This window comes from Pseudomonas delhiensis (genome assembly GCF_900187975.1).
In the GTDB taxonomy this organism is placed as follows: Bacteria; Pseudomonadota; Gammaproteobacteria; order Pseudomonadales; family Pseudomonadaceae; genus Pseudomonas; species Pseudomonas delhiensis.
Map to the genome: position 1 here is coordinate 46,395 of NZ_FZPC01000018.1, position 20,975 is coordinate 67,369.

The 20,975-nt window shown below is 70.2% G+C and carries 19 protein-coding genes and 1 tRNA gene; 6 read left to right on the forward strand and 14 right to left on the reverse strand.

Translation table 11 applies throughout. The features are described from left to right. Nucleotides 1-261 precede the first annotated feature (261 nt). On the forward strand, nucleotides 262-1,068 hold the full coding sequence (locus CHC02_RS17025) for a hypothetical protein (RefSeq protein WP_089392636.1): 807 nt from the start codon (nucleotides 262-264) through the stop codon (nucleotides 1,066-1,068). A 21-nt stretch (nucleotides 1,069-1,089) separates the two neighbouring features. Here the strand turns inward: CHC02_RS17025 and CHC02_RS17030 are convergent, their stop codons facing one another. After that, a complete protein-coding gene (locus CHC02_RS17030) occupies nucleotides 1,090-1,527 on the reverse strand; it encodes a hypothetical protein (protein WP_089392637.1) in 438 nt (145 codons plus the stop codon). A gap of 65 nt (nucleotides 1,528-1,592) precedes the next feature. Between CHC02_RS17030 and CHC02_RS17035 the strand changes: the two genes are divergently transcribed. Continuing rightward, nucleotides 1,593-2,033 (forward strand): universal stress protein, encoded by a 441-nt coding sequence (locus tag CHC02_RS17035; protein WP_043267328.1) that lies wholly within the window; start codon nucleotides 1,593-1,595, stop codon nucleotides 2,031-2,033. A gap of 36 nt (nucleotides 2,034-2,069) precedes the next feature. Here the strand turns inward: CHC02_RS17035 and CHC02_RS17040 are convergent, their stop codons facing one another. Both CHC02_RS17040 and CHC02_RS17045 read right to left on the reverse strand, forming a co-directional pair. Then, entirely contained in the window at nucleotides 2,070-2,753 is a 684-nt protein-coding gene (locus tag CHC02_RS17040) for a DUF6901 family protein (RefSeq protein ID WP_089392638.1), read from the reverse strand. A 68-nt stretch (nucleotides 2,754-2,821) separates the two neighbouring features. Continuing rightward, entirely contained in the window at nucleotides 2,822-4,729 is a 1,908-nt protein-coding gene (locus tag CHC02_RS17045) for an ATP-binding cassette domain-containing protein (protein ID WP_089392639.1), read from the reverse strand. 195 nt (nucleotides 4,730-4,924) lie between these two features. Here CHC02_RS17045 and CHC02_RS17050 point away from each other — a divergent pair, with 195 nt between their 5' ends. Then, the gene (locus CHC02_RS17050) at nucleotides 4,925-6,853 is read left to right on the forward strand and encodes a transglycosylase SLT domain-containing protein (protein ID WP_089392640.1); all 1,929 of its coding nucleotides are present in this window, start codon (nucleotides 4,925-4,927) and stop codon (nucleotides 6,851-6,853) included. Between the two features lie 146 nt (nucleotides 6,854-6,999). On the opposite strand, the gene CHC02_RS17055 is transcribed toward CHC02_RS17050, so the two are convergent. The 6 genes from CHC02_RS17055 to CHC02_RS17080 all read right to left on the reverse strand — a co-directional run bounded on the left by CHC02_RS17055 (nucleotide 7,000) and on the right by CHC02_RS17080 (nucleotide 14,969). Next, on the reverse strand, nucleotides 7,000-7,809 hold the full coding sequence (locus CHC02_RS17055; RefSeq protein ID WP_089392641.1) for an MOSC domain-containing protein: 810 nt from the start codon (nucleotides 7,807-7,809) through the stop codon (nucleotides 7,000-7,002). A gap of 371 nt (nucleotides 7,810-8,180) precedes the next feature. After that, a complete protein-coding gene (locus tag CHC02_RS17060; protein WP_089392642.1) occupies nucleotides 8,181-9,110 on the reverse strand; it encodes a chemotaxis protein CheV in 930 nt (309 codons plus the stop codon). A gap of 115 nt (nucleotides 9,111-9,225) precedes the next feature. Continuing rightward, nucleotides 9,226-10,119 carry a lipid kinase YegS gene (gene yegS / locus CHC02_RS17065; RefSeq protein WP_089392643.1) on the reverse strand — a complete coding sequence of 298 codons (894 nt, stop codon included), beginning with the start codon at nucleotides 10,117-10,119 and terminating at the stop codon, nucleotides 9,226-9,228. Nucleotides 10,120-10,178: 59 nt separating this feature from the next. Beyond that, complete coding sequence (locus tag CHC02_RS17070; protein ID WP_089392644.1) at nucleotides 10,179-11,741, reverse strand: FGGY-family carbohydrate kinase; 1,563 nt, start codon at nucleotides 11,739-11,741, stop codon at nucleotides 10,179-10,181. 41 nt (nucleotides 11,742-11,782) lie between these two features. After that, nucleotides 11,783-13,369: a glycerol-3-phosphate dehydrogenase/oxidase gene (locus CHC02_RS17075; protein ID WP_089392645.1), complete on the reverse strand. Its 1,587-nt coding sequence runs from the start codon at nucleotides 13,367-13,369 to the stop codon at nucleotides 11,783-11,785. A gap of 4 nt (nucleotides 13,370-13,373) precedes the next feature. Continuing rightward, a complete protein-coding gene (locus tag CHC02_RS17080; RefSeq protein WP_089392646.1) occupies nucleotides 13,374-14,969 on the reverse strand; it encodes an FAD-binding oxidoreductase in 1,596 nt (531 codons plus the stop codon). A 124-nt stretch (nucleotides 14,970-15,093) separates the two neighbouring features. Here CHC02_RS17080 and gliR point away from each other — a divergent pair, with 124 nt between their 5' ends. After that, on the forward strand, nucleotides 15,094-16,122 hold the full coding sequence (gene gliR / locus CHC02_RS17085) for an AraC family transcriptional regulator GliR (protein WP_089392647.1): 1,029 nt from the start codon (nucleotides 15,094-15,096) through the stop codon (nucleotides 16,120-16,122). A 389-nt stretch (nucleotides 16,123-16,511) separates the two neighbouring features. On the opposite strand, the gene CHC02_RS17090 is transcribed toward gliR, so the two are convergent. The 3 genes from CHC02_RS17090 to mobA all read right to left on the reverse strand — a co-directional run bounded on the left by CHC02_RS17090 (nucleotide 16,512) and on the right by mobA (nucleotide 17,645). Then, a tRNA-Pro gene (locus tag CHC02_RS17090) sits at nucleotides 16,512-16,588 on the reverse strand. Between the two features lie 146 nt (nucleotides 16,589-16,734). Beyond that, complete coding sequence (locus CHC02_RS17095; protein ID WP_009621327.1) at nucleotides 16,735-16,956, reverse strand: YgdI/YgdR family lipoprotein; 222 nt, start codon at nucleotides 16,954-16,956, stop codon at nucleotides 16,735-16,737. A gap of 101 nt (nucleotides 16,957-17,057) precedes the next feature. Continuing rightward, nucleotides 17,058-17,645 (reverse strand): molybdenum cofactor guanylyltransferase MobA, encoded by a 588-nt coding sequence (mobA, locus tag CHC02_RS17100; RefSeq protein WP_089392648.1) that lies wholly within the window; start codon nucleotides 17,643-17,645, stop codon nucleotides 17,058-17,060. 69 nt (nucleotides 17,646-17,714) lie between these two features. On the opposite strand from mobA, the gene moaB reads away from it, so the two are divergent. Together moaB and CHC02_RS17110 are read left to right on the forward strand one after the other, a co-directional pair. Further along, nucleotides 17,715-18,254 (forward strand): molybdenum cofactor biosynthesis protein B, encoded by a 540-nt coding sequence (gene moaB / locus CHC02_RS17105; protein ID WP_089392649.1) that lies wholly within the window; start codon nucleotides 17,715-17,717, stop codon nucleotides 18,252-18,254. Continuing rightward, nucleotides 18,251-19,465, forward strand: coding sequence for a molybdopterin molybdotransferase MoeA (locus tag CHC02_RS17110; RefSeq protein WP_089392650.1), 1,215 nt, complete (start codon nucleotides 18,251-18,253; stop codon nucleotides 19,463-19,465). The genes moaB and CHC02_RS17110 overlap by 4 nt, the downstream gene beginning before the upstream one ends. Before the next feature lie 311 nt (nucleotides 19,466-19,776). Here the strand turns inward: CHC02_RS17110 and CHC02_RS17115 are convergent, their stop codons facing one another. Both CHC02_RS17115 and CHC02_RS17120 read right to left on the reverse strand, forming a co-directional pair. Then, nucleotides 19,777-20,652, reverse strand: coding sequence for an NAD(P)-dependent oxidoreductase (locus CHC02_RS17115; protein WP_089392651.1), 876 nt, complete (start codon nucleotides 20,650-20,652; stop codon nucleotides 19,777-19,779). Nucleotides 20,653-20,733: 81 nt separating this feature from the next. After that, the gene (locus tag CHC02_RS17120; RefSeq protein ID WP_089392652.1) at nucleotides 20,734-20,973 is read right to left on the reverse strand and encodes a glutaredoxin family protein; all 240 of its coding nucleotides are present in this window, start codon (nucleotides 20,971-20,973) and stop codon (nucleotides 20,734-20,736) included. Nucleotides 20,974-20,975 lie beyond the last annotated feature (2 nt).

Below are 20,975 nucleotides of genomic sequence, written 5' to 3' on the forward strand. Positions count from 1 at the left end.
GATTCGGGTGTGCACACCTTCTTCGAAAAGCCTGCGCTTGTCAATCGCGGAGGGCCGTCCGAAAGGCCTCTGGTTCGCCGCATTCAGCGGCGTTCTCGCGCAACATTCAGCAAAACCATGGCGCGCCGCGGCGCCGGCTGGCCCCGGGCCAGCCCCATCGTTGGCAAAACGCCCGGACGCGGGTTAGAGTCCGGCGAATCGCTTGTCGCCGAGCACCGCGAAGAACAAGAAGAAGCCCCACGGCCCCAAGGAGACGCGCCCATGCCATGCCGACCGCTGGCCCGCCTGTTGTCCCTGTTCGTCCTGTCCGTCCTGCCCCTGCTGGCCCACGCCGAGCCCGCCGGCGACCTGCTGGCGCTGCACCAGATGCGCCTGGCCGCCCAGCGCAGCCTGAGCGACCTGTTCCTGCTCAACGCCATGGCCGGCGACCCGCGCTACGCGGGCCTGGTGGCCAGCGCGACGGCCGACGCCGGCGCCGCCCTGGAACGCCTGGGACAGATGCCCGGCAGCGCCTCGGCGCAGCTCAGGAGCAAGCTGCAGGAACAGTGGGACGGCTACCGCCAGGCCCTGGAGCGGCAACTGCAGGCGCAGAAGCAGAACGGCTACAACGACTTCCAGCCCCTGGGCGAGCTGGCCAGCCGCAACAGCCAGTTGCTGGATACCGCCGAACAGCTCTACGACGGCATCCAGAAGGACAGCGGCCAGCAGGTGCCGCCGCTCACCCAGCAGAGCCGCGAGCAGAGCCTGCTGATGCAGTCGATCACCTGGAACTACGTGTCGCGCAACGCCTCGGTGGGGGCCAATCCGGTGCGCAGCGAAGACCAGCAGGCCCTGGACGACCTGACCAACCGCTTCGCCATCAACCTGCTGCAGTTGCAGCAGGCGCCGCAGACCAGCCCCGAGATCGGCCGCGAGCTGCGGGCCATCTCCACCAAGTGGCGCTTCATCGAAAAATCGCTGCAGAGCGCGGCGCAGAGCAACCTGCCCTTCCTCATCGACAAGTACTCCGACGGCATCATCGCCGACCTGGAGCAGGTCTCGGGCCTGTATGCCGCGGCGCAGCTCTGAATGAGGGCAGCGCCACGGCGCTCAGGCGCGCCGGGAAAGGAACTCGGCGATGCGCTGCAGGTGGCTGGCGTCGCCGCGCTCGCCCCAGTACAGGGCGATGAACTGTGCCGAAGCCTCGACCATGTACACGTCGCCCGGCAGCGTCGCCAGGTCGGCGAGCAGCTGCGCATCGCCGCAGGGCTCGCGCCAGCGGTCCAGCCAGACGCCCGGCGCGCTCTGCCAGTAGCGCCACTCGTCCGTACGCCCGCGGCTGCGCCCGCGGTGGTACTGCGCGCAGCTCTGCGGCGGCTGCCGCTCCAGCCAGTGCGGCCACTCCTGGCGCGCCATCTGCATGGCCAGCCCCAGGCGCCGCGCCTGCAGGCGCAGGTCCATCTGCCCGCGCTGCCCGCGCGAGGGCATCAGCCAGGCCAGCGGGCTGAGCACCAGCGCCAGGAGCAGGATCGACCACCAGACTGTCATATCAGGTATACCTCGGCCCGAAGGGCCATACTTGCATTCATAACTGTCCCCCGGAGGAGACGCTCATGCCCTACCAACACATCCTGGTCGCCGTGGACCTCACCGACGAATGCGACCCGGTGATGAAGCGCGCCGTGGCGCTGGCCTCCAGCACCCAGGCGCAGCTCTCCACCGTGCATGTGGTCGAGCCCATGGCCATGGCCTTCGGTGGTGACGTGCCGATGGACCTGTCGATGCTGCAGCAACAGCAGTTCGACCAGGCCAAGGAGCGCATGCACCAGTTCACCCTCTGCTACCCGCAGGTGTCCATCGCCCAGAGCCACCTGGTCTACGGCCAGCCGCGCCAGGAAATCCACCGCCTGGCCAAGGAACAGGGCTGCGACCTGATCATCGTCGGCAGCCATGGCCGCCACGGCCTGGCCCTGCTGCTGGGCTCCACCGCCAACGACGTGCTGCACGGCGCGCCCTGCGACGTGCTGGCGGTGCGCCTGCAGAAGACCGAGTGAGACAGCCCGGGCGCCCGCCGCGGCGGGCGCCCGGGTTCAGAACACTTCCCCCCCGCTCATCAACGCCGGGCGGACCTTCTGCAGCTGCGCCTCCAGCGAGTAGCTCATGCTCGAGGACATGGAGAAGAAGCTGAGGAATGCCTTGAGGTTGGAGTCGCCCACGCAGGTGTCGTGGATGCGCTGCCAGAACGCCTGGTTGACCAGCTGCAGCTGCTGGTACAGGCGCACCAGCCCCTTCAGTTCCCAGTCGGCGTGCCGCCCCTCGCGGTAGTTGAAGTACTGGCGCATCAGGTACAGCGACACCGCGCGGGTGATGAACTCCTGATTGCTGGCGAACGGCAGGTGCTGCTGGGCCATGGGCTTGAGCCGCCCGAGCAGCGGGCAGGCGCTGGTGGCCATGATCACCCCCAGCAGCGCCCGCAGGCCCTCCTCCAGGCCGACCTGCTTGCGGTACTCGCGCTCGGGGGTGCGCACCAGCACCTCCACCTTCTTCAGCGCCGGCAAGCCGCGGAAGTCCTCGATCACCCGGTGCAGGTCCACCGCCGCCGGGCAGTAGCGGTGCTGCTCGCGGGACAGCGGGCAGTTGCTGCACTGGTTGTGCCCCAGGCGCGTCCACGCCGGCGCCCCGGCGGCCCGCTCGCCGTCGAAGCCGCGCTCCAGCTCGATGCGGTAGCTGAAGCCCTGCTCGTCATCCAGATTGATGCGGTACTCGATTGTCATGCCCTTCCCCAACTCGCCGATCGCCGCCACGGCGGCAGCCCCCGGGCACACCTTCCCGACGGGGCGGGTCACTCTTCCAGTTCGGCCCAGCGCTCGATCAGCCGGTCCAGTTCGGCCTGCAGGCTGTCCAGGCGCTCCAGCGCCACGCGGGTCTCCTCCGGCGGACGCTGGTAGAAGCTGGGCGCCGAGATTTCCGCCTGCACGCCGGCCAGCTCGGCCTCCAGGGCGTCGATCTGCCCGGGGATGGCCTCCAGCTCGCGCTGCAGCTTGTAGCTGAGCTTCTTCTTCGCCGCCTCCGGCGCCGCGGCCGGTGCCGCCGCTGCCTGCGGGGCGGGCTCGGCGGCGGGCTTCGCCGCCTTCTCCTCGCCCACGCCCAGCAGGCGCGGCGAACCGCCCTGGCGCAGCCAGTCGTTGTAGCCGCCGACGAACTCGCGCACGCGGCCCTCGCCTTCGAACACCAGGGTGCTGGTCACCACGTTGTCGAGGAACTCCCGGTCGTGGCTGACCATCAGCACGGTGCCGTCGAAGCCCAGCAGCACCTCTTCCAGCAGCTCCAGGGTTTCCACGTCCAGGTCGTTGGTCGGTTCGTCCAGCACCAGCAGGTTGGCCGGCTTGCTGAACAGCTTGGCCAGCAACAGCCGTGCCCGTTCGCCGCCGGACAGCGCCTTGACCGGGGTTCGGGCGCGCTGCGGGGAGAACAGGAAGTCGCCCAGGTAGCTCAGCACGTGGCGGTTCTGGCCGTTGATGGTGATGAACTCGCGGCCTTCGGCGATGTTGTCGATGACGGTCTTTTCCGGCTCCAGCTGGTGACGCAACTGGTCGAAATAGGCCACTTCCAGGCGCGTGCCTTCCTTGATGCTGCCGCTGGTGGGCTGCAGGTCGCCCAGCAGCAGCTTGAGCAGCGTGGTCTTGCCGGTACCGTTGGCGCCCAGCAGGCCGATGCGGTCGCCGCGCTGCAGCACCAGGGAGAAATCGCGGATCAGCGGCTCGCCGCCGGGGTGGGCGAAACCGACCTTCTCGGCGACTATCACCTGCTTGCCGGACTTCTCCGCCGCCTCCATCTGGAAACTGGCCTTGCCGGTGCGCTCGCGGCGCTCGGCGCGCTCGTTGCGCATGGCCTTGAGCGCGCGCACGCGGCCCTCGTTGCGGGTGCGCCGGGCCTTGATGCCCTGGCGGATCCACACTTCCTCCTGGGCCAGGCGCTTGTCGAACAGCGCGTTGGCCGCCTCTTCGGCCGCCAGCTGCTGCTCCTTGTGCACCAGGAAGCTGGCGTAGTCGCCCTTCCAGTCGATCAGGTGGCCGCGGTCCAGTTCGAGGATGCGGTTGGCCACGGCCTGCAGGAAGGCGCGGTCGTGGGTGATGAACAGCACCGCGCCCTGGAAGCCGGACAGCGCCTCTTCCAGCCAGGCGATGGCGCCGATGTCCAGGTGGTTGGTCGGCTCGTCCAGCAGCAGCAGGTCCGGCTCGGCCACCAGCGCCTGGGCCAGCAGCACGCGGCGGCGCCAGCCGCCGGAAAGCTCGGCGAGGGTCTTGTCGGCCGGCAGCTGCAGGCGCGTGAGGGTGGTTTCCACCAGCTGCTGCAGGCGCCAGCCGTCGCGGGCCTCCAGGGCCTGCTGGACGCACGCCAGCTGGGTCAGGTCGTCCTCGCCCTGGATGTGCAGGCTCAGGTGGTGGTAGCGGCTGAGCAGCTCGCCGACCTCGGCCAGGCCCTCGGCGACCACGTCGTAGACCGTGCGCTCGTCGGCCACCGGCAGCTCCTGGGGCAGCTCGCCGATCTTCAGCGCCGGGGCGCGCCAGATGTCGCCGTCGTCGGGCATCTGCTCGCCCTTGACCAGCTTGAGCATGCTCGACTTGCCGGTGCCGTTGCGACCGATGATGCAGACCCGCTCGCCCTTCTCGATCTGCCAGGACACCTTGTCCAGGAGCGGCGTGGTGCCAAAGGCGAGGGATACATCGGTGAACTTCAGCAGGGTCATGGGGCATCTCCGGAAACTGGGGCCGCAGTGTAAGGGAAACTCGAAAAAAGTCAGAGCCTTGCGCGGGCGCCGCGGCTGACATCTTTTGTGCCCGACGGTAGCCCCGCGACGCTTCCGCCGCCGCCGCGCAACAGGCTAAGCTTGTGCTCATCGGCGCCGATCAGACTGCGCCACGAATTACTTTGCGGAACAGTCATGCGCGGTCGCCTTTCACTTTTGTTCTCCTGCCTGATCCTCACCCTGACCAGCGCCGCGCCGGCGCACGCCGCCCCGCTGCAGCAACAGCGGCAGATGTACGACGAGGCCAAGGCCGCCCTGGCGCGCAACGACAACGGCCCCTACCTGCGCTATCGCCAGGCCCTGGCGGATTATCCGCTGGAACCCTACCTGGGCTACGACGACCTGACCAACCGCCTGAAAAGCGCCAGCGACGCCGAGATCGAGGGCTTCCTCACCGAACACGGCGACCTGCCGCAGATCAACTGGCTGAAGCTGCGCTGGCTGCGCCAGCTGGCCGACCGCCAGGACTGGAAGACCTTCCTCGACTACTACGACCCAAAGATGAACTTCACCGAGCTGGACTGCCTGTACGGCCAGTACCAGCTCACCCACGGGCAGAAGGCCGCCGGCTACGAGACCGCGCAGAAGCTGTGGCTGGTGGGCAAGTCGCAACCCGACGCCTGCGACACCCTGTTCGACCTCTGGCAGACCGACGGCCAGCTCACCGAGGACATGGTCTGGAAGCGCCTGAAGCTGGCGGCCGAAAAAGGCAACTACGGCCTGGCCACCACCCTCGCCAAGCGCCTGCCGACCCTCGGCAGCCTCGGCGAATTGCTGATCAAGGTGGCGCAGAACCCCGCCCAGTTGAGCCAGACCGAACGCTTCGGCCTGCGCACCCACGCCATGGCCGACGTCGTCGGCCTGGGCCTGCGGCGCCTGGCCAGGCAGGACCCGGAGCGCGCACTGGGCCTGCTCGACGGCTACGAAAGCAGCCTGCCGTTCACCAGCGACGAGAAGGTCAACATCGCCCGGCAGATCGGCCTGGGCCTGGCGCGCCGCTACGACCCGCGCGCCCTGCCGCTGATGACCCGCTACGACCCCGAGCTGCGCGACAACACCGTCAGCGAATGGCGCCTGCGCCTGCTGATGCGCCTGGGCCGCTGGGAAGACGCCTACCAGTTGACGCGCCAACTGCCCAAGGACCTCGCCGAGACCAACCGCTGGCGCTACTGGCAGGCACGCACCCTGCAGCTGGCCCAGCCGCAGAACCCGCAGGCCATGGCGCTGTACCAGCCGCTGGCGCGCGAGCGCGACTTCTACGGCTTCCTCGCCGCCGACCGGATCAACGCGCCCTACCAGTTGAACAACCGCCCGGTGAGCATCAGCCCGCAGGTGATGCAGCGCGTGCGCAACGCCGCCAGCACCCGCCGCGCCCTGGAGTTCTACGCCCGCGGCGACGTGATCAGCGCCCGCCGCGAGTGGTACTACGCCGCCCGGGTGTTCAACCGCGACGAACTGCTGGCCCAGGCCCGCATGGCCTACGACATGCAGTGGTACTTCCCGGCCATCCGCGCCATCAGCCAGGCGCAGTACTGGGACGACCTCGACATCCGCTTCCCGGTGGCGCACCGCGACAGCCTGCTGCGCGAGGCGCGCAACCGCGACCTGCACCCCAGCTGGGTGTTCGCCATCACCCGCCAGGAAAGCGCCTTCATGTCCGATGCGCGCTCCGGCGTCGGCGCCACCGGCCTGATGCAGCTGATGCCGGCCACCGCCAAGGAGACCTCGAAGAAGTTCGGCATTCCCCTGGCCGGGCCGCAGCAGCTGATAGTGCCGGACCTCAACATCCGCCTCGGCGCCGCCTACCTCAGCCAGGTGCAGGGCCAGTTCAACGGCAACCGCGTGCTCGCCACCGCCGCCTACAACGCAGGTCCCGGGCGCGTGCGCCAGTGGCTGAAGAACGCCCGCCACCTGTCCTTCGACGTCTGGGTGGAGAGCATCCCCTTCGACGAGACCCGCCAGTACGTGCAGAACGTGCTGTCCTACTCGGTCATCTATGGGCAGAAGATAGGCGTGCCGCAGCCGCTGGTAGACTGGCACGAGCGCTTCTTCGACGAGCTTTGATCGCCCCTTGGCGTAGGGCGAATAACCGTTCGCGGTTATCCGCCGCCCCACCCACGCCATTCCCCTGTAGGAGCGCGCCCTGCGCGCGAAATCGCGGGCAGGGCCCGCCTACAGGTGCGGGCGAAAGCCCATCCGCGGGAGCTGGATCACTCCAGGATGTCCACCGGCATGCCCACGCGCAGCTCGCCGCGGCCGACGGGGATCAGGTTCTGCCCGAACAGCGCCTCGCCATCCACCTGGCGGTACTTGAGCAGGGTCGCCAGGGGTTCGCGATTCGGGTCGCGCTCGCCGGTGTGCGGGTCGATGGTGGTGAGGATGCAGCGGCCGCAGGGCTTGGCCACACGGAACTCGACATCGCCGATGCGGATGCGCTTCCAGCCATCCTCGGCGTAGGGCTCGCTGCCCGCCACCACCAGGTTCGGGCGGAAGCGCAGCATCTCCAGGGGCTGGCCGACGCGGGCGGCCAGGTCGTCCACCGAGGCCTGGCTCATCAGCAGCAGCGGGAAACCGTCGGCGAAGTGCACCTTCTCGCCCGGCTCGGCATAGGCGGTGTCCACCTGCCGGGCGCGCTGCTCGGGAATCTCCACCAGCCGGCAGGGGCGGCCGAGGAAGCGGCTCAGCCAGTCCGCCGCGGCATCGCCGGCGTCCGGCACCTGCAGGCTGTCGCGCCAGATGGTCACGCCGCGCAGCGCATCGTCCACGCCCGGCACCGCCACCCGCAGGTCCTCCATCCCCGGCGCGCGCAGGCGCAGGGCCTGGCCACCGTCCTGCCAGCGCGCCTCGATGCGGCCCAGTTGCGGCAGCAGGCGCTGGGTGAGAAAGCGCCCGTTGGCAGCCTCCACCACCATCCAGCGGCGGTCGCCCTGCAGGCCGAGGGCGTCCAGCCCGATGCTGTCCAGGGGCTCGAACCGGCCGGACTTGAGCGGGTAACGGTAGAGGGCGCTGAGGGTGATCATGCTGGCGGCTTCCTTGTTGCGGGCAAAGAAGCCGTTATACGGGGCGGGCCGGCGCCTAGCAATCGGGCATCGCGGACCTATCGGCGCGATTCGCGGATAAGATCCGCTCCTACGCTGCGCCCCCCATATCATTCCCCTGTAGGAGCGCGCCCTGCGCGCGAATCGCGGGCAGGGCCCGCTCCTACGGTTCCAGGAAGCACGGTCGTAGGAGCGGACTCCGTCCGCGATTGAACCCGCCAGCCGCGCCGGACCATCCCGTAGGGCGCATAACGCCCAAGGCGTTATCCGCCGTTGCCCTCGACACCGGTGCCCCGGCCGACGGCGGATAACCGCGAACGGTTATTCGCCCTACGGTTGGACAGGGTAGCGGCTCAGGCCGGCAGCTTTTCCAGGCGCCTGCGGATCACGTCCACCAGCAGGTCGGGCTGGAACTTGGAGAGGAAGTCGTCGCAGCCCACCTTGCGCACCATGGCCTCGTTGAAGCTGCCCGACAGCGAGGTGTGCAGCACCACGTAGAGCCCGGCCAGGCGCGGGTCGCTGCGGATCTCGGTGGTCAGGCGGTAGCCGTCCATCTCCGGCATCTCGGCGTCGGTGAAGACCATCAGCAGCTTCTCCTCCACGTCCTCGCCGGCGTTGGCCCAGGCCTGCAGCTGGCGCAGCGCGCGCAGGCCGTCGGTGGCCACGTGCAGTTTCAGGCCGAGCTGGCCGAGGGTGTCGCGCAACTGGGCCACGGCGACGCTGGAGTCGTCCACCACCAGCACCTCGCGGCCACTGGTCTGCGCCAGCAGGTCGTGGTCCAGGCGCTCGGCGGAGACGCGGGTGTTCATCGGCACTATCTCGGCCAGCACCTTCTCCACGTCGATGATCTCCACCAGGCGCTCGTCGACGCGGGTGATGGCGGTCAGGTAGTGCTGGCGCCCGGCTCCCCCGGGCGGCGGCTGCACCGCCTCCCAGTTGAGGTTGAGGATGCGCTCCACGCCGCCGACCAGGAAGGCCTGCACCGAGCGGTTGTACTCGGTGACGATGATGGTGCTGCGCTCCTCGGGGCGCAGCGGGCGCATGCCGATGGCGTGGGACAGGTCGATCACCGGCAGGGTCTGGCCGCGCAGGTTGATCACCCCGCAGATCATCGGGTGGCGCTGCGGGATCAGCGTCAGGCGCGGCAGCTGCAGCACCTCCTGGACCTTGAACACGTTGATGGCGAACTGCTGCCGGCCAGCCAGGCGGAACACCAGGATCTCCAGGCGGTTCTGCCCCACCAGTCGGGTGCGTTGATCGACGCTGTCGAGAATGCCGGCCATGGGGGCTCCTGAAATCGGGATGAATAGCGTAGGGCTATCGGCCAGAATTCCGGCGACGAAATACTGGCGCTACGCCATCATGCCTCAGAAGCCCGTCCCGGGCCAGCCCCGGCGATCAGCCGCCGAGCAGCGGCGAATCCGCCGGCAGGTGCAGGCGCAGCGCCGCCGGGCGTACCTCGAAGCGCGCCCGGCGGGCTTCCAGGGGCTCGCCGTCGAGGTTGATCGCCAGGCCCTCGCCGGCCTCCAGTTCGAGCCACGGCAGGCGCGCGCGGACGAACAGCTCCTGCAGCCCGCCACCACTGCCGAGCAGCGTCCCCAGGGCCGACAGCATGTCGCCCGGCGCCGGCAGGATGCTGACGTCCAGCAGCCCGTCGTCGGCCAGGGCCTGGACGCACAGCGGGTGACCGCCGCCGGCCTGGCGGCCGTTGCCGATGCCCAGGGCGAGGAACTCGCCCTGCCAGTCGAAGCCCGGGCCGCGGAAACGGCCCTGGGCCGAGTGCACCTCGGAGAAGCGGCTGATCCCGGTCAGCAGGTAGGCCGCGCCGCCCAGGGCCTTCTTCAGGTCCTCGGAGGTGTTGGCGGTGACCGTGGAGCCGAAGCCGCCAGTGGCCATGTTGAGGAAGATGCGCCCTTCCACCTCGCCCAGGTCGATGGGCCGCGCCGCGTCCTCCAGCAGCCCCAGGGCCGCGTCCGGCTCCAGCGGGATGCCGGCGGCGCGGGCGAAGTCGTTGGCCGTGCCCAGCGGCAGCAGCGCCAGGCTGGCCGCTGCGCCGGCGCGGTACAGCGCCTCGGCCACGGCCCGCGCGGTGCCGTCGCCACCGCCGGCGACCAGCGCCGGGTAGCCGGCCGCCAGCGCCTCGCCGACCAGGCGCTCGGCGTCGCCTTCCTCCCAGGTGACCCGCACCTCCAGCCGCCAGCCGGCCTCGCGGCGCGCCAGCACCGCCGCGCGCACGGCGTCGTTGGCCGCCTGCTTGCCGTGCAGGATGAGCATTGCCTCGGGTTTCGCCATGGTCCCTCTCCCCTTCTCGAAATCCATTCACTATGGACCAACGAACCGGGGAGCGAAGTTCAGGCCGGGTAGCCGGTGATCTCGCGGATGCTCCGGTACAGCGGCCGGAGTTGCCGGTACATACGCTGGTAGACCTCGCGGTAGAGCCGCTCGTAGGTGCGCTGCGCCTGCGGGCGCGGCTGGAATACCTGGCCGACGCGGGTCATGGCGGCGATGGCGCTGGCGAAGTCCGGGTACAGCCCCAGCCCCACCGCGCAGTCGATGGCCGCGCCCAGGCCGGAGGCCTCGTAGACGTGCGGGCGCTCCGCCGGCAGGCCGAAGATGTCGGCGGTCAGCTGCATGGCGGCGTCGCTCTGGGAGCCGCCGCCGGCCACGCGCAGGCGCTCGATGCGGGTGCCGGAGCGCTTCTCGATGCGCTCCTTGCCCTGGCGCAGCGCATAGGCCAGGCCCTCGAGGATGGCGCGGTAGATGTGCGCGCGGGTGTGCACGTCGCCGAAACCGATGATCGCGCCCTTGGCTTCCAGGCCGGGTTCGCGGATGCCCGGCGTCCAGTAGGGCTGCAGCATCAGGCCCATGGAGCCGGGCGGCACCTGCTCGACCAGTTCGTCGAACAGCTTCTCCGGCTCCACGCCCAGCTCGGCGGCGCGCTGCATCTCGCGCAGGCCGAACTCGCGCTTGAACCAGCTGACCATCCAGAAGCCGCGGTAGATCATCACCTCGGTGTTGAAGTGGTCGGGGATCGCCGCCGGGTACGGCGGGATCAGCGGGATGGTCTCCAGGTAGCGCGGGCGGGTGGTGTTGATGGTCGCGGTGGTGCCGTAGGACAGGCAGGCCACGCTGGGCTCGATGGCCCCGGCGCCGAGCACCTCGCAGGCCTTGTCGGCGCCGGCGGCGATCAGCGGCAGGCCGGCGGGGATGCCGGTGTGGCGGCTGGCCTCGGCGCTGATCTCGCCGAGCTTTTCGCCAGGCTTGAACAGCTGCGGCAACTGCTCCTGGCGCACCTTCACCGCCTGCCATTTCCAGTCGCGCGGGGCGGCCCATTTAAGACGTTTGTAGTCGAACGGCAGGTAGGCCACGCTGCACGCCAGGGAATCGACGAAGCGCCCGCACAGGCGGTGAGTGAGAAAACCCGACAGCAGCAGCACCTTGTGCGTGGCCGCGTGCAGCTGCGGCTGCTGCTGCGCCACCCAGTTGACCTCGGCCTGGCTGCGGAAGTAGTCCACCGCGCCCTCGGCGCCAGCCAGCTTGAACAGCCAGCCCCAGGGCCCCTTGATGCGCCCCTCGACCTCGGCGCGGCGCTGGTCCAGCCAGAGGATCGCCGGGCGCAGCGGCCTGCCCTGCCCGTCCACGTGGATCACGGTGCCGCGCTGGGTGGTCAGCGACACGCCGCGGATCAGGCTGCGGTCGACGCCGGTCTGCGCCCAGAGCAGCTGGCAGGCCTCGCCGAGCCTGGCCCAGTAGTACTCCGGGTCCTGCTCGGCCCAGCCGGGCTGGGCCGAATAGTAGGCCTCCAGCTCCACCTTGCCCTTGCCCACCAGGTTGCCGGCGAGGTCGAAGAGCAGCACGCGCACGCTCTGGGTGCCGTTGTCGATGGCCAGCAGGTAGCTCTTGTCGTTGTCCATTGCGCGCTCTCGGTCTTCTTGTGGCTTGCCGCCCGTGGCTCTCAGCTACCCGCCGGGGCCGGCAGGCTGTAGCAGCGCCGCCAGAGGTCCAGGTAGGCACGTTCTTCCTCGCTCCAGCGGGCGTCGTCCCAGCCCAGGCGCGCCTGGCACAGCGCGCGGATGGCCGGCAGCTCGGCGGCGCCGCCGCTCTCCAGCAGCAGGCCCAGGCGCGTGCGGCGCAGCAGCAGGTCGTCCAGGTGCAGCACCAGTTCGCCTTCGGCGGCCCAGGCCAGCTCGGCCCACAGGCAGTCGCTGTCGCCCACCCGGCCGTTGCCGACTTGCGCCAGCAGCCCGGCCAGCTGCGCCAGGTTGCGCCCGTGGCGGCCGGCCAGGCGCCGCCGTTGCTGTGGCCCCAGGCCCGGCAGGTCTACTTCGGGGGCTGCGGCGAAGATCGGCTCGGGGCTGTCTTCCAGCGTCTTGCCGAGCATGGGCGCGCAGGCCCGCAGCACTTCCAGGGCCAGCAGGCGGAAGGTGGTCAGCTTGCCGCCGGCCAGGGTCACGCAGCCGGGTTCGCTCCACAGGGCGTGCTCGCGCTTCTCGTCCGAGGGCTTCTTCTGCTGCGCGGCGCCGCTGGCGACCACCGGGCGCACGCCGGCCCAGGTCGAGCGCACGTCGGCCTCGCCGATGCGGGCGGCGGGAAACTGCTGCACGCAGGCCTCCAGCAGGTAGTCCAGCTCCGCGCGGCTGATGCGGGCGTCGCCGTCCAGGCCGTCGCCATGGTCCAGGTCGGTGGTGCCGACCACGGTGGCGCCTTCCCAGGGGAAGACGAAGACCGGGCGCTTGTCCGCCCGGTGCATGAAGCTGAAGGCATGGGCCACCGGCAGGCGCCAGGCCGGCAGCAGCAGGTGGCTGCCGCGCAGGGGGCGGATGTGCTCGTCGCCCTCCATCCGGCGCAACCGGTCGGCCCAGGCGCCGGTGGCCAGCGCCACCGCGCCGGCGCGGAAGGCGAAGCGCCCCGCGCCTTCGCGGTCCTCCGCCAGCAGGCCGGTGACCCGCCCGCCGTCGCGGCGCAGCTCCAGCACGCGCAGGCCGTTGAGGGCCTCGCCGCCGTCGGCGCGGGCCTCGTCCAGTACGCGCATGACCAGCCGGGCGTCGTCCACCACCGCATCGGCGAAGCGCGTGCCGCCCAGCAGGCCTTCCTCCTTCAGTCCCGGCGCCAGGTAGCGCAGTTGCTGCAGCGGGTAGTAGAGGTGGTTGCGCTTGCCGGCCAGGGCGTCGTACACGGCCAGCAGGCCGCCGAACACCTTCGGCCCGGGGAAGCCGCCGCGGTAGTGCGGCATGATGAAGCTCAGCGGCTCCACCAGCCCCGGCGCCTCGCCGAGCAGGCGCTGGCGCTCGCGCACCGAGTCGCGGGTCAGGCCGACCTGGCCCTTGGCGATGTAGCGCAGGCCGCCGTGGACCATCTTCGAGGAACGGCTGGAGGTGCCCCAGGCGAAGTCGCGCTGTTCCAGCAGCAGGCAGCGCCAGCCGCGCCGCGCGGCCTCGCGGAGGATGCCGGCGCCGGTGATGCCGCCGCCGACCACGATCAGGTCCCAGTCGCGCCCGGCCAGTTCGGCCAGCGCCTGCCCGCGCCAGGCGGCGTTCCACATGGCGTCAGTCCTGCAGCAGGCTGCCGGGGTTGAGCCGGCCGGCGGGGTCGAAATGGCTGGCCAGGGCCCGCAGGGTGGCCATGCCCAGCTCGCCCTTCTCCACCGCCAGGTAGGGCGCGTGGTCGCGGCCCACGCCGTGCTGGTGGCTGATGGTGCCGCGGTTGTCGACGATCGTCCGGCTGGCGGCGTCCTTGAGCCGGCGCCAGCGTTCGAGGGTGGCGGCGTAGCTGGCCGCGGGGCGGAACACGTAGGTGGTGTAGATGCTGGAGCCTTCGCCGTAGACGTGGGACAGGTGGGTGAACACGTGCACCCGCTCGCCCTCCGCCGCCAGGCCGTCGCGCAGGCTGGCCTCGATGCGCCGCATGAGGTTGTCGACGTTGCTCCAGTCGGTGGCGGTCTCCAGGGTGTCCACCACGTAGCCGGCCTGCCACAGCGTTTCGCGCAAATAGGGCGAGCGGAAGCGGCTGGCCTCCCACTTGCGCCCCAGCAGGGTACCGGTGAACACCCCGCCGAAAGCCTTCAGCAGGCGCCGCGCAAGCTTCAGCGAGGCGGCGTTCTGCGCGCGGCTGCCAGTGACGCCGAAGGTCAGCATGCACTTGCCCTCGCCCGCCCCGCGCCACTTCAGGTAGCGCTCCAGCCAGGCGATCTGCCCGGGGTGCCCGGCGAGGGTCAGCTGGGTGCGGGTTTCCACGGCATTGGACAGGCGCAGCATGGACAGCTGCACCCGTGCCTGGGCCAGGTCGCGGATGGCTGCCAGGCCCTGTTCCCAGGACGGCAGGAAGACCACGTAGAAGCGTTCCTGCTCGGCCAGCCGCGAGACGCGCACCTTCACCGAGGAGAGGATGCCGAAGCGGCCTTCCGAGCCCAGCACCAGTTCGCGCAGGTCGGGGCCGGCGGACGAAGCCGGGAAGGTGGGGATGTCCAGCGGCCCGGCGAAGGTCTCCAGGGTACCGCCGGCGAACAGTTGCTCGATGCGCCCGTAGCGCAGCGACTGCTGGCCGCTGGAGCGGCTGGCCACCCAGCCGCCGAGGGTCGAGAGCTCCCAGGACTGCGGGAAGTGGCCGAGGGTGTAGCCGCGGGCGCGCAGTTGGCTTTCCACCTGCGGGCCGTTGGCGCCGGGGCCGAAGGTGGCCACCAGGCTCTCCTCGTCCAGTTCCAGCAGGCGGTTCATGTGCGCCAGGGAGACGGTCAGCACCGGCTTGCCGGCGGCCGGCGGGTTGATGTGCCCGGCCACCGAGGTGCCGCCGCCGTAGGGGATCAGCAGGCAGTCGGTGGCCTGGGCATGGCGCAGCAGTTCGCGGATCTGCTCGGCGCTCTGCGGGTAGGCCACGCCGTCGGGGAAGCGGCCGAACTCGCCCTCGCGCATGGCCAGCCAGTCGGCCAGGCTCTGGCCGCGGGCGTGCAGCAGGCGGTCCATGGGCTCGCGCAGCACCAGCGGGTGCTCGGCCAGGCGCGAGGCCGGCACCCTGGCCAGCACGCTGTCGAGGCTGGCGTCGGGCAGCGCGAGGCCAGGGCCGATCTGCTCGGCGAGAAAGGCGCGGCCCGAGCCGGGCAGCTCCATCGAAGTGCTTTCCTCACCCCAGCCATTCCAGCGTCGCATGCCTGCCGTGCTCCTGTTCCGATCGCTTGCAATGGCTGCCTATACTAGTGCGCCGCCCGAGCCTGTCACTGTCGGATCGGGCCAGCGCCTGTCGCCAATAGAGCCACCAGAACAAGAGCGCCCCATGCACGCCCTCGGCTACACCTCCGTACCCGCCCTGCTCAAGTACCTGCGCCAGGCCGAGCACCTCGGCCTGGACGTCGACGCCGCCCTGCGGGCCGCCGGCCTCACCCGCGCGCAGCTGGCCGACAACAGCCAGCGCCTGCCCAGCGAGGCCCACGAGCGCCTGCTGGGGCATTTCTGCGAACACGCCGGCGACCCGCTGTTCGGCCTGCACGCCGCGCGCTTCGTGCAGCCGGGCTCGTGGAGCGTGCTCGGCTACATCACCATGAACTGCGCCACCCTGGGCGAGGCGATGAACCGCATCATCCCCTACGAGAAGCTGGTGGGGGACATGGGCGTGAGCCGCGTCGAGCCGGGCGACGGCCACGTGCGCCTGGTCTGGAGCTGCCGCCACCAGGCCGCCGACATCCGCCGCCACATGGTGGAGAACGTGCTGGCCTCCTGGCTGCTGTATGCGCGCTGGATCGCCGACTTCGAAGGCTCGCCCGAGGAGGTCTGGTTCGAACACCCGCAGCCGGCCGGCACCGACCTGGCCGAATACGAGCGGCTGTTCGGCTGCCCGGTGCGCTTCGAAAAGCCCTGCAGCGCCCTGCTGGTGCCCCTGCCGCTGCTGGCCTTCCCGCTGCGCCAGGCCGACGCCAACCTACTGCGCACCCTGGAAGAGCACGCCCTGGCCATGATGGCCGAGCTGGACGACGATGAGCCGTTGCCGCTGCGGGTGAAGAACGCCCTGCGCCTGCTGATGAAGGACGGCCTGCCGCGCAAGGAGCGCGTCGCCGAGCGCTTCGAGATGACCGTGCGCACCCTGCAGCGCCACCTGCAGCAGGCCGGCACCAGCTACCAGCAGATACTCGACACGCTGCGCCAGGAGCTGGCCGAGCACTACCTGCTGCACAGCGACCTGCAGATCCAGGACATCGCCCAGTACCTGGGCTTCACCGAGTCGCGCTCCTTCCACCGCAGCTTCAAGGGCTGGACCGGGGAAACGCCGGGGGAATACCGCCAGCGCCACCGACCGGCGGCGGGGTGAACGGCTTCGCCCTACGTCACGGGTAGGCCCGGCGTAGGGCGCATAACGCCTACGGCGTTATCCGCCGCTTTGCCGTGCCCTCCGGCGGCTCCGAGGCTGACCTGGGCATTGGCCGTGGCCCCGGCGCATCGGCGGATAACCGCGAACGGTTATTCGCCCTACGTCACGGATAGGCCTGGCGTAGGGCGCATAACGCCTACGGCGTTATCCGCCGCTTGGCCGTGATCCTCCGCGGCTCCGAGGCTGACCTGGGCATTGGCCGTGGCCCCGGCGCATCGGCGGATAACCGCGAACGGTTATTCGCCCTACGTCTGGGCGTGGGGAAATGCCTGCTGGGAAAAATCGCAGGCAATAAAAAACCCGCCGGTTAAGGCGGGTTTTTCGGGAATTGGTCGGAGCGACTGGATTCGAACCAGCGACCTTCTCGTCCCGAACGAGACGCGCTACCAAGCTGCGCTACGCTCCGTTTGATGGCGCGCATTCTACCGAAAAACTTTTGATGCACAAGGGGTTAGCGAAAAATTTTTCAGAAATATTTTCCTCCCCCCGAAAAAGCCGACGCCCCGCGGGACTCGGAGTCCGGCGGGGCGCCCGGGTGCTGGCGGTCGGGGATCAGAGATCCTTGACGGTGCGCACCTGGTCCTTGTTCACGCGTACGCGTTTGCCGTCCAGTTGTTCGAATTCATAGAAACCGGTGTCGTCGTCGTACTTGGGCGTGTCGACGGACTGGATCTCGCGGCCGTCGTTCAGGGTGATGACGCTGGGGCTGGAGCAGCCAGCGAGTGCGCCAAGGCCCAGGACGAGCAGGAAAGCTGGGAGCGCGCGATTGATCATTCGTATATCTCCTGTACGAATCGAGGTTTGTTCGGACTTTCCGACTGGGAGAATAGTGGCAAAGTTCCCCGTCATTTCTCGAAAGACCCTGGATCGAGCGTCTAGCCCGGGCTGTTCAGCAACTCGGGGGAGTTCAGGTTGGCCAGGCGCGGGTCGTCCCTGGCGCAGGCCACCGGGCATGCCCCCAGGGGCAGCAGGACCTGGCGCGGGCTGCGCTCGCCGCGTTGCCAGGCGGCTTCCAGCTGGGGCGCCAGGGCCTTGGGCAGGATGCAGAACAGCGGCTCCCAGTGCTCGCCGTCGTGCAGCATGTGCGGTACTTCGGGTCGCGCGGCGGCGGCCTGGCGCAGGCGCCCGATGAGTTCCTCGTCGAACAGCGGGGCGTCGCAGGGCAGCACCAGCAGCCAGGGGTGGCGGGCGGCCCGCAGGCCGGCGCGGATGCCGGCGAGCGGGCCGGGGTAGTCCGGGGTGTCGTCGTGCACCAGTTGGTCGGCGTAGGCACGGTAGATGTCGGCGTTGCGGTTGCAGGAGACGATCAGGTCGTCGCTCAGCGGGCGCACGCGTTCGTGCAGGTAGCTGATCAACGGGCGCCCGCGCCATTCCAGCAGGCCCTTGTCGCGCCCCCCCATGCGCTGGCCGCGGCCCCCGGCGAGCAGCAGGACGGAACAGGGCGGCAGGATGGTGTCAGGCATGGCGAGGTCTCCGGAACGGGCCTGTGATATAACACCGGCATCCCCGTCTCTCAAGCAAGGACACCGTCCATGAGCCACCTGGCCACGCCCGAATTCGTCCCGCTGAACATCGCCGTGCTCACCGTCAGCGACACCCGCACCCTGGCGACCGACACCTCCGGCCAGTTGTTCGTCGACCGTCTGAGCGCCGCCGGCCACAACCTGGCCGCGCGGGTGTTGCTGAAGGACGACCTCTACCGCATCCGCGCCCAGGTCGCCACCTGGATCGCCGAGGAGCAGGTGCAGGTGGTGCTGGTCACCGGCGGCACCGGCTTCACCGGCCGCGACAGCACCCCGGAGGCGGTGACCTGCCTGCTGGACAAGGTGGTGGACGGCTTCGGCGAGCTGTTCCGGCAGATCTCGGTGGCCGACATCGGCACTTCCACCGTGCAGTCCCGCGCCCTGGCCGGGCTGGCCAACGGCACCCTGGTGTGCTGCCTGCCGGGCTCCACCAATGCCTGCCGCACCGCCTGGGACGGGATCCTCGCCGAGCAACTGGACGCCCGCCACCGCCCGTGCAACTTCGTGCCGCACCTGAAGCAGGCCGCGCCCTGCGAGAGCCGCGGATGAGCTGCTGCGACAAACCCGGCCTGCTGCCGGTCGAGGAGGCCCTGGCGCAACTGATGGCGCTGGCGGCCCAGGCGCCGATCGAGGACGTCGAGCAGGTTCCCCTGGCCGAGGCCGAGGGCCGCGTGCTGGCCGCGCCGCTGCTGTCCGGCTTCGACCTGCCGCCCTGGGACAACAGCGCCATGGACGGCTACGCGCTGCGCCTGGCCGACTGGCAGGGCGAGCCCCTGGTGGTGAGCCAGAAGATTTTTGCCGGCGTCGCCCCCGAGCCGCTGCGGGCGGGCACCTGCGCGCGCATCTTCACCGGCGCGCCCGTGCCCCATGGCGCGGATTGCGTGGAGATGCAGGAAAACGTCGAGGTGCTGGAAGACGGCCGCGTGCGCTTCCTCGAAGCGCTGCGCTTCGGCCAGCACATCCGCCCGCAGGGCCAGGAGACCCGCCAGGGCGACCAGGTGCTGCCGGCCGGCACGCGCCTGGGCGCCATCGAGCTGGGCCTGGCCGCCTCGCTCGGCCAGGCCGTGCTGAACGTGCGGCGCAAGCCGCGGGTGGCGCTGCTGTCCACCGGCGACGAGCTGGTGGAGCCGGGCCAGCCGCTGCGCACCGGGCAGATCTACAACAGCAACCGCGCCCTGCTGAAGGCCTGGCTGCTGCGCTCCGGCTGCGAGGTGCGGGATGCCGGCATCCTCCCCGACGACCTGGCGAAGACCCGCGAGGTGCTCGGCTCGTTGGGCGGCGCCGACCTGATCCTGACTACCGGCGGCGTCTCCGTGGGCGAGGCCGACTTCCTCGGCGCGGCCCTGCGCGAGGCCGGCGAGCTGGCGCTGTGGAAGCTGGCGATCAAGCCGGGCAAGCCGCTGACCGTCGGCCACTACCAGGGGACTCCGGTGATCGGCCTGCCGGGCAACCCGGCTTCCACCCTGGTCACCTTCGCCCTGCTGGCGCGCCCCTACCTGCTGCGCCGCCTGGGAGTGGAGGCGGTGACGCCGCTACGTGTCGAAGTGCCCGCCGGCTTTGCCTGGAAGCGCGCCGGCAACCGCCGCGAATACCTGCGCGCGCGCCTGGAGAATGGCCGTGCGCTGATCTACCCGAACCAGAGCTCCGGCGTGCTGCGCAGCGCCGCCTGGGCCGACGGCCTGGTGGAAGTGCGCGAGGGGCGGACGCTGGAAGAGGGCGAGACGGTGCCCTTCATCCCGCTCAGCGAGGTGCTGTTGTAGGGCGAATAACCGTTCGCGGTTATCCGCCGATGCGCCGGGGCCACGGCCAATGCCCAGGTCAGCCTCGGAGCCGCGGAGGATCACGGCCAAGCGGCGGATAACGCCGAAGGCGTTATGCGCCCTACGCCAGGCCTATCCGTGACGTAGGGCGTATAACCGTTCGCGGTTATACGCCGTTTCACCCAGCTCATGCCCGGCTTCGCGGTTGAACTCGGAGTGCCCGGAACGAGGTACTCCGTGACCAAGCCCGAGGCGCGCCTGAGGCCAAGGTCAAACGGCGGATAACGTCGAACGTTATCCGCCCTACGCCCTTACGCCTGCCCGGAGCGGCGCATCGCCACCTGGGCCAATGCCGCCCAGTCCCGCTCGCCGTCGCCCTGGGCCACCGCCTCCAGCAGGTTGTCGCGCAGCACGCTGGCGAACGGCAGCGGCACGTGGCGGCTCTGCCCCGCCGCCAGGGCCAGGCCCACGTCCTTCAGGCCGAGCACCAGGCGGAATGCCGCCGGCTCGTAGCGCTGCTCGGCGATCAGCGCGCCGTAGTTGCGGTACACCGGCGCGTTGAACAGGGTGCTGCCCATGATCTCCAGCAGTTGCGCCGGCTCCACGCCGAAACCCTTGGCCAGGGCCGAGGCCTCGCCCATGGCCTCGATGGCGCTGGCGATCATGAAGTTGCCGGCGATCTTCACCGCCGCCGCGCTCAGGGGCTCGTCGCCCAGCGGCCAGGTCTTCTGGCCCATCAGGTCGAGCAGCGGCTGCACTTCGGCGATGGCCTCCGCGGGGCCCGCGGCGAGGATGTTGAGCTTGCCGGCCTCGGCCACGTCGGTGCGGCCGAACACCGGCGCGGCGATGAAGGCCAGGTCGCGCTGGCGGTGGCGCTCGGCCAGTTCGCCGATCAGGGCCACCGACAGCGTGGCCATGCTCAGGTGGATCAGCCCCGGCCGCGCCGAGTCCAGGGCGCCGCTGTCGAGGAGCACCGCGCGGGTCGCGGTGTCGTCGGCGAGCATGGAAATCACCACGTCGGCATCGAAGGCCGCCACCGGGTCGGCCGCCGCCAGGCCGCCCAGGGCCAGCAGCGGCTCCAGCGCCGCCGGCGAGCGGTTCCACAGGTGCACCTGGTGGCCGCCGCGGATGAGGTTCGCGGCCATGCCGGCGCCCATGCCGCCAAGGCCAAGGAATCCGATTTTCATAGTGCTGTCTCCAACGAGGGGGTTAGACAGCACAAGACTGACACAGAGCGACACCGGGCGCAGAGGCGTCGCCGGCAAGGATCAGCGACTGAGGAAGGCGGCCACCTGTTCGGCGTCGAACGGCCAGTTCAGCTCCGCCCCCGTGTCGCAACGGCGCAGCACCGGGATGCTGAGGCCATAGCGCTCGACCCACTCCTCGCGGTCGGCGATGTCGACCAGCTCCACCAGCAGGCCGTGCTCGACGAACGGCATCAGCAGCGCCTCCGCCACCTCGCACAGGTGGCACCCCAGGGTTCCGAACAGCTGGCATTCAGGGCCCATCG

Coding starts and splice junctions, on each gene's coding strand:
- CHC02_RS17060 (WP_089392642.1), bottom strand. CDS start 9,110: ATGGCCGGCATTCTCGACAGCGTCGATCAACGCACCCGACTGGTGGGG.
- yegS (WP_089392643.1), bottom strand. CDS start 10,119: ATGGCGAAACCCGAGGCAATGCTCATCCTGCACGGCAAGCAGGCGGCC.
- CHC02_RS17040 (WP_089392638.1), bottom strand. CDS start 2,753: ATGACAATCGAGTACCGCATCAATCTGGATGACGAGCAGGGCTTCAGC.
- CHC02_RS17025 (WP_089392636.1), top strand. CDS start 262: ATGCCATGCCGACCGCTGGCCCGCCTGTTGTCCCTGTTCGTCCTGTCC.
- CHC02_RS17110 (WP_089392650.1), top strand. CDS start 18,251: ATGAGCTGCTGCGACAAACCCGGCCTGCTGCCGGTCGAGGAGGCCCTG.
- CHC02_RS17055 (WP_089392641.1), bottom strand. CDS start 7,809: ATGATCACCCTCAGCGCCCTCTACCGTTACCCGCTCAAGTCCGGCCGG.
- CHC02_RS17045 (WP_089392639.1), bottom strand. CDS start 4,729: ATGACCCTGCTGAAGTTCACCGATGTATCCCTCGCCTTTGGCACCACG.
- CHC02_RS17030 (WP_089392637.1), bottom strand. CDS start 1,527: ATGACAGTCTGGTGGTCGATCCTGCTCCTGGCGCTGGTGCTCAGCCCG.
- CHC02_RS17115 (WP_089392651.1), bottom strand. CDS start 20,652: ATGAAAATCGGATTCCTTGGCCTTGGCGGCATGGGCGCCGGCATGGCC.
- moaB (WP_089392649.1), top strand. CDS start 17,715: ATGAGCCACCTGGCCACGCCCGAATTCGTCCCGCTGAACATCGCCGTG.
- CHC02_RS17075 (WP_089392645.1), bottom strand. CDS start 13,369: ATGTGGAACGCCGCCTGGCGCGGGCAGGCGCTGGCCGAACTGGCCGGG.
- mobA (WP_089392648.1), bottom strand. CDS start 17,645: ATGCCTGACACCATCCTGCCGCCCTGTTCCGTCCTGCTGCTCGCCGGG.
- CHC02_RS17120 (WP_089392652.1), bottom strand. CDS start 20,973: ATGGGCCCTGAATGCCAGCTGTTCGGAACCCTGGGGTGCCACCTGTGC.
- CHC02_RS17095 (WP_009621327.1), bottom strand. CDS start 16,956: ATGATCAATCGCGCGCTCCCAGCTTTCCTGCTCGTCCTGGGCCTTGGC.
- gliR (WP_089392647.1), top strand. CDS start 15,094: ATGCACGCCCTCGGCTACACCTCCGTACCCGCCCTGCTCAAGTACCTG.
- CHC02_RS17070 (WP_089392644.1), bottom strand. CDS start 11,741: ATGGACAACGACAAGAGCTACCTGCTGGCCATCGACAACGGCACCCAG.
- CHC02_RS17035 (WP_043267328.1), top strand. CDS start 1,593: ATGCCCTACCAACACATCCTGGTCGCCGTGGACCTCACCGACGAATGC.
- CHC02_RS17050 (WP_089392640.1), top strand. CDS start 4,925: ATGCGCGGTCGCCTTTCACTTTTGTTCTCCTGCCTGATCCTCACCCTG.
- CHC02_RS17080 (WP_089392646.1), bottom strand. CDS start 14,969: ATGCGACGCTGGAATGGCTGGGGTGAGGAAAGCACTTCGATGGAGCTG.